The sequence below is a fragment of the Pseudomonas sp. HP_08 genome, from assembly GCF_055284095.1.
Genome location: NZ_JBTOQC010000054.1, coordinates 236,055 through 250,084 on the forward strand (window position 1 = coordinate 236,055; position 14,030 = coordinate 250,084).

General features: G+C 58.7%; 19 protein-coding genes. 8 read left to right on the top strand and 11 right to left on the bottom strand.

Going from position 1 to position 14,030, the window contains the following annotated elements:
• Positions 1–158: 158 nt before the first annotated feature.
• The 3 genes from ACYAS9_RS31460 (at position 159) to ACYAS9_RS31470 (ending at position 819) form a co-directional block, all read left to right on the top strand.
• Positions 159–371 carry a YceK/YidQ family lipoprotein gene (locus tag ACYAS9_RS31460; protein WP_463572414.1) on the top strand — a complete coding sequence of 71 codons (213 nt, stop codon included), beginning with the start codon at positions 159–161 and terminating at the stop codon, positions 369–371.
• Between the two features lie 34 nt (positions 372–405).
• Positions 406–612: a hypothetical protein gene (locus ACYAS9_RS31465; RefSeq protein WP_463572415.1), complete on the top strand. Its 207-nt coding sequence runs from the start codon at positions 406–408 to the stop codon at positions 610–612.
• Between the two features lie 84 nt (positions 613–696).
• Positions 697–819 (top strand): hypothetical protein, encoded by a 123-nt coding sequence (locus ACYAS9_RS31470; protein ID WP_463572416.1) that lies wholly within the window; start codon positions 697–699, stop codon positions 817–819.
• 6 nt (positions 820–825) lie between these two features.
• Here the strand turns inward: ACYAS9_RS31470 and ACYAS9_RS31475 are convergent, their stop codons facing one another.
• The 3 genes from ACYAS9_RS31475 to ACYAS9_RS31485 all read right to left on the bottom strand — a co-directional run bounded on the left by ACYAS9_RS31475 (position 826) and on the right by ACYAS9_RS31485 (position 1,795).
• Positions 826–1,035 carry a hypothetical protein gene (locus ACYAS9_RS31475; protein ID WP_463572417.1) on the bottom strand — a complete coding sequence of 70 codons (210 nt, stop codon included), beginning with the start codon at positions 1,033–1,035 and terminating at the stop codon, positions 826–828.
• A 203-nt stretch (positions 1,036–1,238) separates the two neighbouring features.
• Positions 1,239–1,373 (bottom strand): hypothetical protein, encoded by a 135-nt coding sequence (locus ACYAS9_RS31480; protein WP_463572418.1) that lies wholly within the window; start codon positions 1,371–1,373, stop codon positions 1,239–1,241.
• 107 nt (positions 1,374–1,480) lie between these two features.
• Complete coding sequence (locus tag ACYAS9_RS31485) at positions 1,481–1,795, bottom strand: DMT family transporter (protein ID WP_463572419.1); 315 nt, start codon at positions 1,793–1,795, stop codon at positions 1,481–1,483.
• Between the two features lie 184 nt (positions 1,796–1,979).
• Here ACYAS9_RS31485 and ACYAS9_RS31490 point away from each other — a divergent pair, with 184 nt between their 5' ends.
• Positions 1,980–2,423: a hemerythrin domain-containing protein gene (locus tag ACYAS9_RS31490; protein ID WP_463572420.1), complete on the top strand. Its 444-nt coding sequence runs from the start codon at positions 1,980–1,982 to the stop codon at positions 2,421–2,423.
• Between the two features lie 50 nt (positions 2,424–2,473).
• A complete protein-coding gene (locus ACYAS9_RS31495; protein ID WP_463572421.1) occupies positions 2,474–2,821 on the top strand; it encodes a 2-oxoacid ferredoxin oxidoreductase in 348 nt (115 codons plus the stop codon).
• A gap of 22 nt (positions 2,822–2,843) precedes the next feature.
• On the opposite strand, the gene ACYAS9_RS31500 is transcribed toward ACYAS9_RS31495, so the two are convergent.
• The gene (locus ACYAS9_RS31500; RefSeq protein ID WP_463572422.1) at positions 2,844–3,119 is read right to left on the bottom strand and encodes a peptidylprolyl isomerase; all 276 of its coding nucleotides are present in this window, start codon (positions 3,117–3,119) and stop codon (positions 2,844–2,846) included.
• Between the two features lie 100 nt (positions 3,120–3,219).
• Here ACYAS9_RS31500 and ACYAS9_RS31505 point away from each other — a divergent pair, with 100 nt between their 5' ends.
• Positions 3,220–4,398 carry a PilT/PilU family type 4a pilus ATPase gene (locus ACYAS9_RS31505; RefSeq protein ID WP_463572423.1) on the top strand — a complete coding sequence of 393 codons (1,179 nt, stop codon included), beginning with the start codon at positions 3,220–3,222 and terminating at the stop codon, positions 4,396–4,398.
• A 21-nt stretch (positions 4,399–4,419) separates the two neighbouring features.
• Here ACYAS9_RS31505 and ACYAS9_RS31510 read toward each other — a convergent pair whose 3' ends face one another.
• The 7 genes from ACYAS9_RS31510 to ACYAS9_RS31540 all read right to left on the bottom strand — a co-directional run bounded on the left by ACYAS9_RS31510 (position 4,420) and on the right by ACYAS9_RS31540 (position 12,628).
• The gene (locus tag ACYAS9_RS31510; protein ID WP_463572424.1) at positions 4,420–6,003 is read right to left on the bottom strand and encodes an ABC transporter ATP-binding protein; all 1,584 of its coding nucleotides are present in this window, start codon (positions 6,001–6,003) and stop codon (positions 4,420–4,422) included.
• A gap of 1 nt (position 6,004) precedes the next feature.
• Complete coding sequence (locus ACYAS9_RS31515; RefSeq protein WP_463572425.1) at positions 6,005–7,027, bottom strand: ABC transporter permease; 1,023 nt, start codon at positions 7,025–7,027, stop codon at positions 6,005–6,007.
• Positions 7,027–8,091, bottom strand: coding sequence for a microcin C ABC transporter permease YejB (locus ACYAS9_RS31520; protein WP_463572426.1), 1,065 nt, complete (start codon positions 8,089–8,091; stop codon positions 7,027–7,029). The genes ACYAS9_RS31515 and ACYAS9_RS31520 overlap by 1 nt, the downstream gene beginning before the upstream one ends.
• On the bottom strand, positions 8,092–9,960 hold the full coding sequence (locus tag ACYAS9_RS31525) for an extracellular solute-binding protein (RefSeq protein ID WP_463572427.1): 1,869 nt from the start codon (positions 9,958–9,960) through the stop codon (positions 8,092–8,094). It abuts the gene before it with no gap.
• 285 nt (positions 9,961–10,245) lie between these two features.
• The gene (locus ACYAS9_RS31530) at positions 10,246–10,527 is read right to left on the bottom strand and encodes a peptidylprolyl isomerase (RefSeq protein ID WP_459745539.1); all 282 of its coding nucleotides are present in this window, start codon (positions 10,525–10,527) and stop codon (positions 10,246–10,248) included.
• Between the two features lie 77 nt (positions 10,528–10,604).
• A complete protein-coding gene (locus ACYAS9_RS31535) occupies positions 10,605–11,687 on the bottom strand; it encodes a 3-deoxy-7-phosphoheptulonate synthase (RefSeq protein ID WP_463572428.1) in 1,083 nt (360 codons plus the stop codon).
• 707 nt (positions 11,688–12,394) lie between these two features.
• Positions 12,395–12,628, bottom strand: a complete 234-nt coding sequence (locus tag ACYAS9_RS31540) for a DNA-binding protein (RefSeq protein WP_463572429.1) — start codon at positions 12,626–12,628, stop codon at positions 12,395–12,397.
• Between the two features lie 82 nt (positions 12,629–12,710).
• On the opposite strand from ACYAS9_RS31540, the gene ACYAS9_RS31545 reads away from it, so the two are divergent.
• Together ACYAS9_RS31545 and gacA are read left to right on the top strand one after the other, a co-directional pair.
• Positions 12,711–13,112, top strand: a complete 402-nt coding sequence (locus ACYAS9_RS31545) for a helix-turn-helix domain-containing protein (RefSeq protein WP_463572430.1) — start codon at positions 12,711–12,713, stop codon at positions 13,110–13,112.
• A 270-nt stretch (positions 13,113–13,382) separates the two neighbouring features.
• Positions 13,383–14,027 (top strand): response regulator transcription factor GacA, encoded by a 645-nt coding sequence (gene gacA, locus ACYAS9_RS31550; RefSeq protein WP_459745545.1) that lies wholly within the window; start codon positions 13,383–13,385, stop codon positions 14,025–14,027.
• Positions 14,028–14,030: the final 3 nt, after the last annotated feature.

Genomic DNA, 14,030 nt, shown 5'->3' on the forward strand with positions numbered 1-14,030 from the left:
GGTGAGCGAATGACCATCAGCGATGGTGGGTCGAAGGGAACAATATTCATCGTCTGATGGTCGCATCAAGCCTTGAAGCGTGTTCGTTTCAAGATGCACATGAGATGTACTGTCTTCTCTTGCGATCATTCATATACCGCTATCAGTAAGGACACTGCATGTTGCGCACACTTGTTTTGCTGGCTCTTCTATTACCGCTAACCGGATGCGCCTGGGCGGGTGCGGTGTCCACCCCGTTCACGCCTTACTCCTGTTATGGCGGCATGAAACACGAACCTGTCTTTATTAAAAGTGTAGGGCCGCTGGGTGTCATCGATGTCCCTTTTACGTTTGTCGCCGACACGCTCTCGTTACCTTTTTGCTGGTACTGATCGAATTATTTTCAGTAGGGAGGCGTGACTGAAGGTGTCCATTAAAGACGAAGTCGTACATGTGTTCTGGATGTTTTTCTGGACGATGGTTGCGTTGTTCATGCATCTGGGCTTGATCATGCTCGGGGCCTGGGTGACCTATGAGATACCTGGTATCGATCATGAAACCCGAACCTGGCTGTTTCTCGGCTGGATGGCTGTGCAGTTTCTTACCTTTTATTATCTTGGCAAGAAGCTATAGACAGATTTACCGCCTGACGATTGCTCTGAACCGACGCTTTGCGGTGCTGCCCAATCTGTTCAAGTACTCAAAAGGGGCATCATCATGACCGAAGACAAGAAACAGGATCAGGACAAAGAAGACGACATTCCCGCTCACTCGACCGAGCAAGAAAAAGAGCGCCTGAAAGACTTTAACAAGGATGGCATCCCCGCCGGTGCAGGTTAGTCGTTGTCACGCCTCGTCAATCCTTGAAGCGACGGTGCGCAAGGTCTGCACTGAAGAGTTGATCGAGGCGATATGGCTCTGGACGTCGACGCCATCGACATGGCCGCCGCGCTGATTGAGAAACGTCAGGTGACCGCTGATGGTCAGCGACAGGTTTTCCAGATGCGCCGCGGTTATTTCAAGGTCACTTTTGATGTTGTGCAGGGTTTCCAGCATGACGCGATGCCTTGATTATTGATTTTTTAAAACGTGCGCCATTTATATCATTGCGCAATGAACGTTGTGCAAGGTGAGCAATAAAAAGTTCAATAGTTTGAATGCGTGACTTGTTTCTGGCGCCATTTAATCAGTGAAACTGTTGGCACGCCTGTAAAAGGAGCAGATGCCTGGCCGTCTGGCCAGGCATCTGCAAAGACACATCACTCTACACTGCAAATCCAGCGGTGATCGTGCCGGTACGGTGCGCGAATAAAGTTAATATCCGCTATCCGTTTCAGCCCGCGTTTTTTCAGGGCTTCAGTCAGTTGCACAAGGGTCTCTGCTTCGATAGTCATTGCTGTTACCTCGTCAGATGGTTCGCTGTACATAGAACTGGAGTAGCGAGCTGACGAAGGAATTCATTTTTTATTTCCGCTCTTGCGCCGAACGGTCAATAAAAGGATCAGGACGCGATTTTCATCAGTACCAGACCGCTGACGATCAGGACGGCGGCCAGCACCCGCATCAGCGTGAGCGGCTCGCCCAGTACGCTGACACCAACCACAAAGGCCCCGACCGCCCCAATGCCGGTCCAGATCGTATAGGCGGTGCCCAGCGGCAAGGTTTTCATCGCAATCGACAGCAGTGCAAAGCTGGCGATCATGGCGACCAATGTAATGATCGTCGGGGTGGGGCGGCTGAAGCCCTCGGACTGTTTCATGGCGAATGCCCAGACGACTTCCAGTACGCCTGCAAACATCAAATACACCCAAGCCATCGGCGGCTCTCCTTATCAAAATCAAGGACCGGGCCGTCCCGGTTTTTTGTCCCGTCATGGGTGAGGCCGTCCTCAAGGTGCCGGAGTCTAACGCAACAGCAGATCTTTGGAACTGGCCGTGGCAGTGCAAGGTCTAGGTTTTCAGAGCCGCTGTCGGCCAAGCCTGACCATCGGGAGAATTACCGTGAATATTTTTGAAGCCCTGCGTGAAAGCCATGATCGTCAACGCCACTACGCTGACGCCCTGATACAGACCCACGGTGCCAGCGAAGAGCGCGCCGAAGCCTATCGCTTGCTCAAGGAAGAACTGCACGCCCATGAAACGGCTGAAGAGCGGCATTTCTACATTCCTTTGATGGAACACGACAACGGTGTCGACCTGAGCCGTCACGCGATTGCCGAACACCATGAAATGGACGAGTTGATGGAAGAACTCGATGCCACTGACATGTCCAGCCCAAGCTGGCTGGTGACGGCGAAGAAGCTCAGCCACAAGGTGCATCACCATTTGAAGGAAGAAGAGCAGAAGTTCTTCCAGAGCGCCGGCAAGTTGCTCGACGATCGGCAGAAAGATGCGCTGGCCGGCAAATACTTGAAAGAGTTCAAAGAGCAATTGGCTGAAGGCTGAAAGTGCGTGGCAGTGGTAGACTCGGCCCTTTTCAGGGAAAAGGGCCCGTCATGAAAATTGCAATTGTGCTCATGGCCGCAGCATTGATGGCCGGTTGTGCGGCACCTTCGAATTCGGCTCGCTCCGGCGGACCGGTCAAGACACTGGCCAGCCAGAAAACCAGCGCCGAAGTTGCCCAGTGCGTCCAGGTGTCGTGGCAAGACACGAAACTGTTTGGCGACACCGCCGACGTGTTTCTTGATCGGCTCGACGACGGCGGCTTCACGGTGTTTACCACTCAGTCGCAGTACTTTGTCGATGTCCTGCGTCAGGGCGGCGGCAGCGAAGTCCGTTTTTATGCCCCCAATGGCGGCAACCAGCTCAAGCTGAGAAGCGCTTCCGTCGCCACCTGTCTTTGATCAGATCTTTGATCCGTCAGCCTTAATCGCGATAGAACACCTGGACCAAGTGGTAGCCAAACTTGCTTTTGACTGGCCCGTGCACGGTGCGTAGCGGTTTCTTGAAGATGACCTGGTCGATGACCGCTACCATCTGGCCAGGACGCACTTCACCCAGGTCGCCGCCGCGTTTACCGGATGGGCAGGTCGAGTGTTTTTTGGCCAGTTCGTCGAAGGCTTCGCCCTTGGCGATGCGCTGTTTGAGGCGCTCGGCTTCTTCGGCGGTCTTGACCAGAATATGGCGGGCTTGGGCTTTCATGTCGCGATATTACCTGTCGCAAAAGGCTGACATTATGCCAGTCATCTACAGTCAATAATGATGCATTTGCCATTTTTACCTTCTGTGTGCGGTGTCGAATATGGATTTTCCGGCGTTACTCAAGACCCTGGCCACTCAGGATGGATCGGACCTTTACCTGTCCACCGGCGCGCCGCCGTGCGCCAAGTTCAATGGCGTGCTCAAGCCGCTGGGGACTGAAACCCTCAAGCCCGGCGAGGTCGCCAAGGTGGCCGAGTCGATCATGGACCCGGAACAGCAGCGCGTCTTCGAGCGTGAGCTGGAGATGAACCTGGCGGTATCGCTGGCCGGGATCGGGCGTTTCCGGATCAACATTTTCATGCAGCGCAACGAAGTCTCGATCGTGGCGCGCAATATCAAGCTGGATATCCCGCGCTTCGAAGACCTGCACCTGCCGCCGATCCTGCTCGATGTGATCATGGAAAAGCACGGCCTGGTGCTGTTCGTGGGCGCTACCGGCTCTGGCAAGTCGACCTCGCTGGCGGCGTTGATCGACTACCGCAATCGCAATGCCAGTGGCCATATCATCACCATCGAAGACCCGGTGGAGTTCATTCACCGGCACAAGAAATCGATCATCAACCAACGCGAAGTGGGTGTTGATACCCGCAGTTTTCATGCAGCGTTGAAGAACACCTTGCGTCAGGCGCCGGACGTGATCCTGATCGGCGAGATCCGCGACCGCGAAACCATGGAGCATGCGCTGGCGTTTGCCGACACCGGCCACCTGGCGATCTCGACGCTGCACGCCAACAACGCCAACCAGGCGCTGGACCGGATCATCAACTTCTTCCCTGAGGAACGCCGCGCCCAGTTGCTGCACGACCTGGGCAACAACCTCAAGGCGTTCGTTTCCCAGCGGCTGGTGCGCACTCCCGATGGCAAGCGTCGTGCGGCGGTCGAGGTGATGATGGGCACGCCGACCATCCGCGACCTGATTCAGCGTAACGAGCTGACCGGCCTCAAGGACATCATGGAGAAGTCCGGCAACTTAGGCATGCAAACCTTCGATACGGCGCTGTTCAACCTGGCGGTCGAGGGCGCGATCAGCGAAGAGGAAGCCCTCAAGCATGCCGACTCGAAGAACAATGTGCGCTTGCGTCTGAAGCTGCATGGCGAGGGCACGGTGGTGGCCGGCCCGACCGAGGCGCCTGCTGCGCCGGTCGGGGTCGACAGCCCGGACATGGCCCAATGGGGCCTGGTCGAAGATGACGACAAGGACCCGACGGTACAATCCTGAAACCGGCTTGCCGGCGGGTTGTCAGCTAAATCCCGGATGCGCCGCCGCCAGCAGCTCGCGGGTGTAGGGATGTTGCGGGGCGTCGAACACCGCCTCGCTGCTGCCGTGTTCGACCACCTTGCCGTCCTTGACCACGATCACGTCATGCGCCAGTGCGCGCACCACGGCGAGATCGTGGCTGATGAACAGATAGGTCAGGTCGTGCTTTTCCTGTAGCTGGCGCAACAGGCTGACCACCTGCTTCTGGACCGTGCGATCGAGTGCCGAGGTCGGCTCGTCGAGCAGAATGAAGGCGGGCTTGAGCACCAGCGCCCGGGCAATCGCGATGCGCTGGCGTTGCCCGCCGGAAAACTCGTGCGGGTAGCGATGCCGGCTTTGCGGGTCGAGGCCGACTTCTTCCAGCGCCTTGATCACTTGCTCGTCGCATTGACGGGCGTCCAGATCACTGTGGACTTCCAGGCCCTCGGCGATGATCTGCGCCACCGACATGCGCGGGCTCAGGCTGCCGTAAGGGTCCTGGAATACCACCTGCATTTCCTTGCGCCAAGGCCGCATTTGTCGCGGGCTCAGGCCGTCCAGCGGCTGGTCGCGAAAACGGATGCTGCCGGTGGAGTCCAGCAGGCGCAGGATCGCCTGGCCCAGCGTTGATTTACCCGAGCCGGACTCACCAACGATACCCAGGGTCTTGCCGCGCTCGATGCTCAGGCTGATGTCGTCGACCGCCTTGAGGTACTCACTGTGGCGGCGCAGCAGGCCGCCAGTCAGCGAGAACCAGACCCGCAGATTATCGACCTGCAGCAATTTTTCTCCGGGCGCGCGGGGCACCGGTAAGCCTGCGGGCTCGGCATCGAGCAACAAGCGGCTGTAAGGATGTTGCGGGCTTTTGAACAGGCTCTGGCAGTCGCTGTGTTCGACGATTTGCCCGGCCTGCATCACGCACACCCGCTGGGCCACGCTGTGCACCAGATTAAGGTCGTGACTGATCAGCAGCAGCGACATGTTCAGGCGCTGTTGCAGGTCCTTGAGCAATTTCAGAATCTTGCGCTGCACGGTGACATCCAGCGCGGTGGTGGGCTCGTCGGCAATCAGCAGTTCGGGCTCGCACGCCAGGGCCATGGCGATCATCACCCGCTGGCGCTGGCCGCCGGACAGTTCATGCGGGTAGGCCTTGAGGCGCTTGTGCGGTTGCTGGATGCCGACCAGTTCCAGCAGTTCCAGAATCCGCTGCTCGGCCTGGCGACCACCGATGCCGCGGTGCAGCAACAGGGTTTCGCCAATCTGTTTGGCAACCGTGTGCAACGGGTTGAGCGAGGTCATCGGCTCTTGAAAGATCATTGCGATGCGGTTGCCGCGCAACTGGCGCAGGGTCTTGGCATCGGCGCCGAGCAGTTGCTGGCCGCGCCAGGTGATGCTGCCGCTGCTGGTTGTGCCGGTCTGCGGCAGCAGTTGCAGGATCGAATGGGCGGTGACTGACTTGCCCGAACCAGACTCGCCGACCAGCGCCAGGCATTCGCCGGCGCGGATGTCCAGATTGAGGTCGCGGACCACCTGTTGACCCTTGAAGGCAATGCTCAGGTTGCGAATTTCGATCAGGTTGTCCGGCATATCAGGCTCTCGGGTCGAATGCATCGCGCAGGGCTTCGCCGATAAACACCAGCAAGGTGAGAATCAGCGCCAGGGCGCAAAAGGCGGTCAGGCCCAGCCACGGGGCTTGCAGGTTGGTCTTGCCCTGGGCAATCAGCTCGCCCAGCGACGCGCTGCCGGCCGGCATGCCGAAGCCGAGAAAATCCAGGGCGGTGAGGGTCGTGATGGCACCGGTCAGCACGAACGGCAGGTAGCTCAGCGTGGCGCTCATGGCGTTGGGCAGGATATGGCGCAGGATCATCTTGCTGTCGCTCAGCCCCAGCGCGCGGGCGGCCTTGACGTATTCCAGCTTGCGCCCGCGCAAGAACTCGGCGCGCACCACATCCACCAGTGCCAGCCAGGAAAACAGCGCCATGATGCCCAGCAGCCACCAGAAGTCGGGCTCGACAAAGCCGGACAGAATGATCAGCAGGTACAGCACCGGCAACCCGGACCAGACCTCTTGCAGGCGCTGGCCGAACAGGTCCACCCAGCCGCCGTAATAACCTTGCAGCGCGCCGGCGGCGATGCCGATCAGGGCGCTGATGAACGTCAGCGCCAGGGCGAACAGAATCGAGACGCGTGTGCCGAAGATCACCCGTGACAGCACATCGCGAGCCTGGTCGTCGGTGCCCAGCCAGTTTTCCGCCGACGGCGGGCTGGGCGCGGGCACCTTGAGGTCGTAGTTGGGCGTGTCGGCGCCGAAGGCAATGGGTGGAAACAGCATCCAGCCGTCGCCCTTGTCGATCAGGTCGCGGACATAGTCACTGCGATAATCGGGCTGGAACGGCAACTCGCCACCGAACTGCTGCTCGGTATAGCGCTTGAACACCGGGAAATACAGTGAGTGCTTGTAGCTGAGCACCAGCGGTTTGTCGTTGGCGATCAATTCGCCGCCTAGGGTCAAAAAAAACAATGCGCAGAACAGCCACAGCGACCACCAGCCGCGGCGGTGATTGCGAAAACGCTCCAGGCGGCGCCGGGCCACGGGTGACAGGCGCTCCATCAGGCAGTCCTCGCGCTGAAGTCGATGCGTGGATCGACCAGGGTGTAGCAGACATCGCCGGCCAGCTTTATCAGCAGGCCGAACAAGGTAAAGATGAACAGCGAACCGAACACCACCGGGTAATCGCGCGACACCGCCGCTTCGTAACTCAGGCGGCCCATACCGTCGAGGGAGAAAATCACTTCGATCAGCAACGAGCCGGCAAAGAATACGCTGATCAGTGCCTGTGGAATGCCGGCGACCACCAGCAGCATGGCATTACGGAACACATGGCCGTACAGCACGCGCCGCTCGGTCATGCCTTTGGCTCGCGCAGTGGTCACATACTGGCGGGTGACTTCATTGAGGAAGGCGTTCTTGGTCAGCAGCGTCAGGGCTGCAAAGCCGCCGATCACCAGAGAGGTGACCGGCAGCACCAGATGCCAGAAATAATCGGCGATCTTGCCGGTCAGCGACAGTTGTGCGAAGTCCTCCGACACCAGCCCGCGCACCGGAAACCAGTGCAAAGACGTGCCGCCGCAGAACATCACCACCAGCAGCATGGCGACCAGAAAGGCCGGCATCGCATAGCCGATAATGATCACCGTGCTGCTCCAGACATCAAAGTGGCTGCCGTGCTTGACGGCTTTGCGGATGCCCAGCGGGATAGACACCAGATACGTCAGCAAGGTGGCCCACAGGCCCAGTGACAGCGACACGGGCAGCTTTTGTACGATCAGTTCGGTGACCGAGGCGCCGCGAAAGAAGCTGTTGCCGAAATCCAGCCGCGCATAGTTGCTGAGCATCAGCCACAGCCGCTCGTGCAGCGGTTTGTCGAAGCCGTACTGACGCTCGATTTCCTTGATCAGTTTGGGGTCCAGGCCACGCGAAATACGCGACTGGCCGGCGCTGGCGCTTTCCGCCGGGGCACTGCCGACACTGGCACCGCCAATGCCTTGCAGGCGCGCAATCGCTTGCTCGACCGGGCCACCGGGCGCCGCCTGAACGATGAAAAAGTTGACCAGCAGGATGCACAGCAGCGTCGGGATGATCAGCAGCAGGCGCCTTACGATATAGCCGAGCATTTACTGCATCTCCCAGGGAAGAGCCGAAGCGCCACGGCGCGCAGTGAACGCCTCGTTGCTCAAAGCCGTCGGGCTGATTTCCCACCAGGTCTCGATGGCCTCATTGTTGCGCGCCTGCACGGCGGGGATGCCAAAGCGGTTCCACCACACCGTCGATGCGCCCGGCGGGTAGTAGTTGGGGATCCAGTAGTAACCCCATTGCAGCACCCGGTCCAGGCAGCGCGCATGGTCGACCATGTCGGCCTGGCTGCCGGCCTTGACCAGCCCGTCGATCAACGCATCGACTGCCGGGTCCTGGAGCACCATGACATTGTTGGAGCCAGGATCGCGGGCCACTTTCGAGCCAAAATTGTTGTAAAGCTCCATGCCCGGCGACGTGGTGACGGTGTAGCCGGTGACGATCATGTCGTAGTCGCGGGCCATGACCCGGTTCAGGTATTGCGCGGGATCAATGCGGCGGATATCGAACTGGATACCGATCTGCGCCAGATTGCGTTTGAACGGTAACAGCAGACGCTCAAAGCCGGACTGGGCATTGAGAAAGGTAAAGCTCAAGGGCTCGCCACGGGCATTGACCAGCCTGTCGCCGTCAGGTGTCCAGCCGGCCTCTTTAAGCAAGGCCAGGGCCTGCAATTGTTTGTCGCGGATAAAACCTGTGCCGTCGGTCTTCGGCATCTGGAAGACCTGGGTAAACACTTCGTCGGGGACCTTGCCGCGCAGCGGTTCGAGGATTTCCAGCTCGCGCGGCGAGGGCAGTGCGGTGGCGGCCAGCGGCGAGTTGGAAAAGAAGCTGCTCTGGCGGATGTACATGTTGCGCATCATCTGCCGGTTGGTCCACTCGAAGTCCCAGAGCAGTGCCAGCGCCTGGCGCACGCGGCGATCCTGAAACACCGGACGGTCGAGGTTGAAGATAAATCCCTGGGAGTTCTGCACGGCGCCCTTGGCCAGGTGCGCCTTTTGCAACAGGCCATCGGTCAGCGCCTGGCCGTTGTAGCGGATGGTGTAGCCGGTGGCCGAATATTCACGGTTATAGTCGTAACCGCCGCCCAGCAGCACCTGGCGGGCCACATCGGTGTCGCCGAAGTATTCGATGCGAAAGGTGTCGAAGTTGTACAGCCCGCGACTGACCGGCTTGTCGCGTCCCCACCAGTCGGGGTCGCGCTCGAAAGTGATGCTGCGCCCGGCATCGACCCTGGCGATCTTGTACGGGCCACTGCCTGGTGGAATCTCGAAACCTGCGCCGCCGGCAAAGTCTCGGCTCTTCCACCAGTGTTCGGGCAGCACCGGCAGCGACGCCAGCTCCAGCGGCAGGGTACGGTTCTCGGCACTGCTGAAGTCGAAGCGAATCTGCGTGGGGGATTCGATTTCTACGTTCTTTACGGCTTCGAACTGGGTGCGGTATTCCAGCTTGCCTTGGCTCATCAGCAGCTCGAAGGTGTATTTCACATCGCTGGCAGTGATCGGCGTGCCGTCGGCAAACCGCGCCTCGGGGTCGAGATAGAAACGCAGCGAAAGGCCATCGGCACCGCGTTCCATTCGTTGGGCGATCAGGCCGTACACGGTCCAGGGTTCATCCAGCGAACGCACGGCCAGGGGCGAGTACAGCAGCTTTTCTATCTGCGCGACGCCCATGCCTTTGTCGACATACGGAATCAGGTGGTCGAACTGGCCGATTTCCTGGGCAGAACGGCGCATGCTGCCGCCTTTGGGCGCATCCGGGTTGACGTAGTCGAAGTGCTTGAAGTCGGCGGGGTAGCGAGGCGCCTCACCATAAACGGTCAAGGCATGCTGCGGGGCGGCGGATAAGGGTTGCACGGTGGCCAGCAAGGCCAGTGTCGCCACAAATAACGATGAACGAACGAAACCCATAAGCAAACCAGGCGCGGTGAACGATCATGCCCTTCTACAGGGAAAGCCACGGGCCGCCAAGCGCAAACGGTACATATTCCTACACGCCAGGCTCTGTACGAAAAGTCGGCGAGCGAAGGTCAGGCAAGGCAAAAATCGGCGAAGAAGCGGAGTTGACGGGTTGTCAATGAGCATTCTGAGCCGGTTTTTAACGCAGCATGACCGAGCGCAGCCACTTTACGTGCAGAGTCTGAAACGAAACAGCCCACCATAAAGGTGGGCTGCGGTGTCATCGGCGCGACAGGATCAGTCCTGACGGCTGGTCACTTCCAGCAGGTGATAACCGAACTGGGTCTTGACCGGGCCTTGCACGACATTGACCGGGGCGCTGAACACCACGGTGTCGAATTCCTTGACCATCTGGCCTGGACCGAACGAACCCAGGTCGCCGCCTTGACGGCTGGACGGGCAGCTCGAATTGGCCTTGGCGATTTCGGCAAAATCAGCGCCGCCTTCGATCTGGGCCTTGAGTTCGTTGCACTTGTCTTCGCTGGCAACCAGGATGTGACGGGCAGTGGCTTTAGCCATTGGAACAATACTCCTCTTGGAAAAAAATACAGGCTACCCGATTGTGGCCTGCTTTTCCCCTGAAAGTTCCCATGGCCTCAGCGGTAGCGCAGGCGATCCACGGCCTCAAGCAGCAGTTGCTCGGTCGACGACCAGCCCAGGCAACCATCGGTCACCGATACCCCGTATTCAAGGTTTGGCCCCAGCGCCTGACTGCCGTCGAACAGATGGCTTTCGAGCATCATGCCGATCAACGAATCGTTACCCTGCAGGCGTTGTTCCAGTACATCGCGCAATACCTGAGGCTGCCGCGATGGGTCCTTGCCGCTATTGGCGTGGCTGCAATCGACCATGATCCGTGGGGCGATGCCCTGTTTGTCCAGTGCCGTACGTACCTTGGCAACATGCTCGGCAGCGTAGTTCGGGCCCTGATGACCACCGCGCAATACGATATGGCTGTCCGGGTTGCCCTGGGTCTCGATGATCGCCGGGTGACCCTGGCGGTCGACACCGAAATGGCGATGCGGGTGGGCTGCGGAGCGGATCGCATCACAGGCCACCGCCACGCCACCGTCGGTACCGTTCTTGAAGCCGACCGGCATGCCCAGGCCGCTGGCCATTTCCCGGTGAATCTGCGATTCGGTGGTGCGTGCGCCGATGGCGACCCAGCTGAGCACATCGTCAAAGTAACCGGCGGCCATCGGCTGCAGCAGTTCAGTGGCCACCGGCAAGCCCATCTCCAGCATGTCGCGCATCAACCGCCGTGACAGGGCAAGGCCTGTGGCCATGTCATCGCTGCCATCGAGGTGCGGATCATAGGCCAGGCCTTTCCAGCCGACGGTAGTGCGGGGTTTTTCGACATAGGCGCGCATGACCAGCAGCATCTGGTCGCTGACTTCACCTGCGAGACGGGCAAGGCGTTCGGCGTATTCGAGGGCCGATTTTGGATCATGCAGCGAGCAGGGGCCGACAATCATCAACAGGCGCGAGTCGCTGCCGTCGAGAATGGCGCGCACGGCGCGACGGTGGGCGGCGACCTGATCGGTCAGAGAGGGCGTCAGGGGCAAGCGATGCTTGAGCTCCAGCGTACTGGGCAAGCGAAGGGGGAACGGGTTGCTGTCCAGGCGTGTGGCAGTGGCGGACGAAATTTCAGGGCTTTTGATCGCAACGGACGAATTCATGTGCTGGCTTCCTGGGCGGCGGGTCACGCCCGCTTGCGCCTCTATAAAGGTGTTCGACAAAGGGTCGTATCGGTTGTATTGAGCGCGATGCCACCAGGCAGTGACCGAACGGAGGCGGCAGGTTGTCCCGAACGGAGGTTGCTAAATCGCCAGGTAAAGCCGTAGTCGTTGCGGTAATAAGTGAAGTAAGTCATGGGGTGTGTCCTCGAAAAAATGTGTTTGGAGTTATCAGGTGCCGGAAAAACAAAACCCCCGGTCGGGGAGCCGACCGGGGGTTGAGAATTCTCTGGTTGGCGTCCCGTAGAGTAGGGCGCCGATGTGGGGTATCAGGCGCGCCAGTGGCTAAACCAATACCCATAATAAACGTTGACCAGTGCACAGACAGACAGCGCGACATTGCTACCGGCAACGACCATGCCCGGGCAAGCGCTGCCGGCAGGGGTTTGAGCCAAAGTAGTAATGGAACACTGCATCGAAAAGGTCTCCGTGAATGCAGCCGAGCTTACTCGAGCCCGATGCGCACAGCAATTGAAGAATTCAATCACGATAATTGAATGCCAAGGGCCTTCGTTTGGTGTCCAAGGGATATTGGGCGTGCCAGAGTTTCATCAGGTGCCGATACGGTTTGTCAGAAAAGCCGTTTTGAACGATCGGATCGTGACACTGAAAGTAGTATGGTTTTCCAGATACCTACAAAAAATAAAGCATTACTCTTCACTATCCGGTTCTGGCGCGCTTTCCTGGCTCGGGATGGTACCCACTTTGATCCCCAGCAAAACCGCGACTTTATGCGCTTCTCCGCGGCGTCCTTTCTTGCGGCCAGCCAACACCTGATAGGTCGTTGCCGGGTCAACATTGTTTTCCCGAGCGAATTGCTGAACAGATTTACCCTGTTGATCGAGCCAGGCCTTGGCTTGTGCAGGAGTACGGATTCCGGGCATAGTTCAAAACCGTTCAAGTCAGTTTAATTTCGTCAGGATATTACCATTCGTAAGAATGGGGTCAATAGGGTTGTGCATTCAAATGAGTGGAATAGGGTACCGACTAAGGAAAGAGCGCGAGCGACTGGGGTTGTCCCAGCGAGCCTTCGGCGAAATCGGTGGCGTGGAAGCCAATGCTCAAGGCAAATACGAAAGCGGTGATCGTGCGCCCAAGGCCGACTACCTGGCAGCCGTTGCGGCCAAAGGTGTCGATGTTCTCTATGTGCTGACCGGAAGACCTACGCCCATACCGCTCGATAATCTCAGTGTCGCTGAGGAGAAGGTACTGGGTAGCTACAGAACCTTGCATAAGGAGGATCAGGATGCAATTCGACGTTTGACTACAACCATGGCTGAGCTGTCTACCTCTCAAGTGCTCATCAAACCTTCGCTCGACCAGTCGTTGCTCGAAAAACCTCCACTTGATGCTCTCGACGAGGGCTGATGACGAATCTGCCCATTGGGCGCATTTTGCAGGTCATCGCATATTTTTCTCTGGTATCAGGCCGCATGAGTGATAGCTTGTTGCTAACGCTATCCACCTGTCGAGGGTGAGTCGGACCCGTGGCGGGTCGTGCGATTCTGTTATGCCGTTTCGCTGGTGGCTGTCCTTGCCGCACCGCCCTGCATCAACCTGTTGGTGCCCTTTCAGGTCTGACTCATCGTTTTTGCCAGGGTGGCTGGCATCGCTATGACTGTTTCGCGAGGTATATCCTTGATTAAGGTGCTAGTTGTCGATGACCATGATCTCGTGCGCACAGGCATAACCCGTATGCTCGCTGACATCGATGGCCTGCAGGTCGTCGGGCAGGCAGACTCGGGTGAAGAGTCGCTGAAGAAGGCGCGCGATCTCAAACCGGACGTTGTGCTCATGGACGTCAAGATGCCGGGCATCGGCGGTCTTGAAGCAACGCGAAAGCTGTTGCGCAGCCATCCGGAGATGAAGGTGGTGGCCGTGACCGCCTGTGAGGAAGATCCGTTCCCGACCCGTTTGCTTCAGGCCGGGGCCGCCGGTTACATGACCAAGGGGGCAGGGCTGACCGAAATGGTCCAGGCCATTCGCCTGGTGTTTGCCGGCCAGCGTTACTTGAGCCCGCAGATTGCCCAGCAACTGGCGCTCAAGTCATTTCAGCCGGAACAAAGCAACTCGCCCTTCGATCTGCTGTCCGAACGCGAGATCCAGATTGCCCTGATGATCGTCGGCTGCCAGAAAGTCCAGACCATCTCCGACAAACTGTGTCTGTCGCCAAAAACGGTGAACACGTACCGTTATCGTATCTTTGAAAAGCTTTCGATCAGCAGTGATGTAGAACTGGCCTTGCTTGCAGTGCGTCACGGTATGGTCGATGCCAGCGCCTGAACC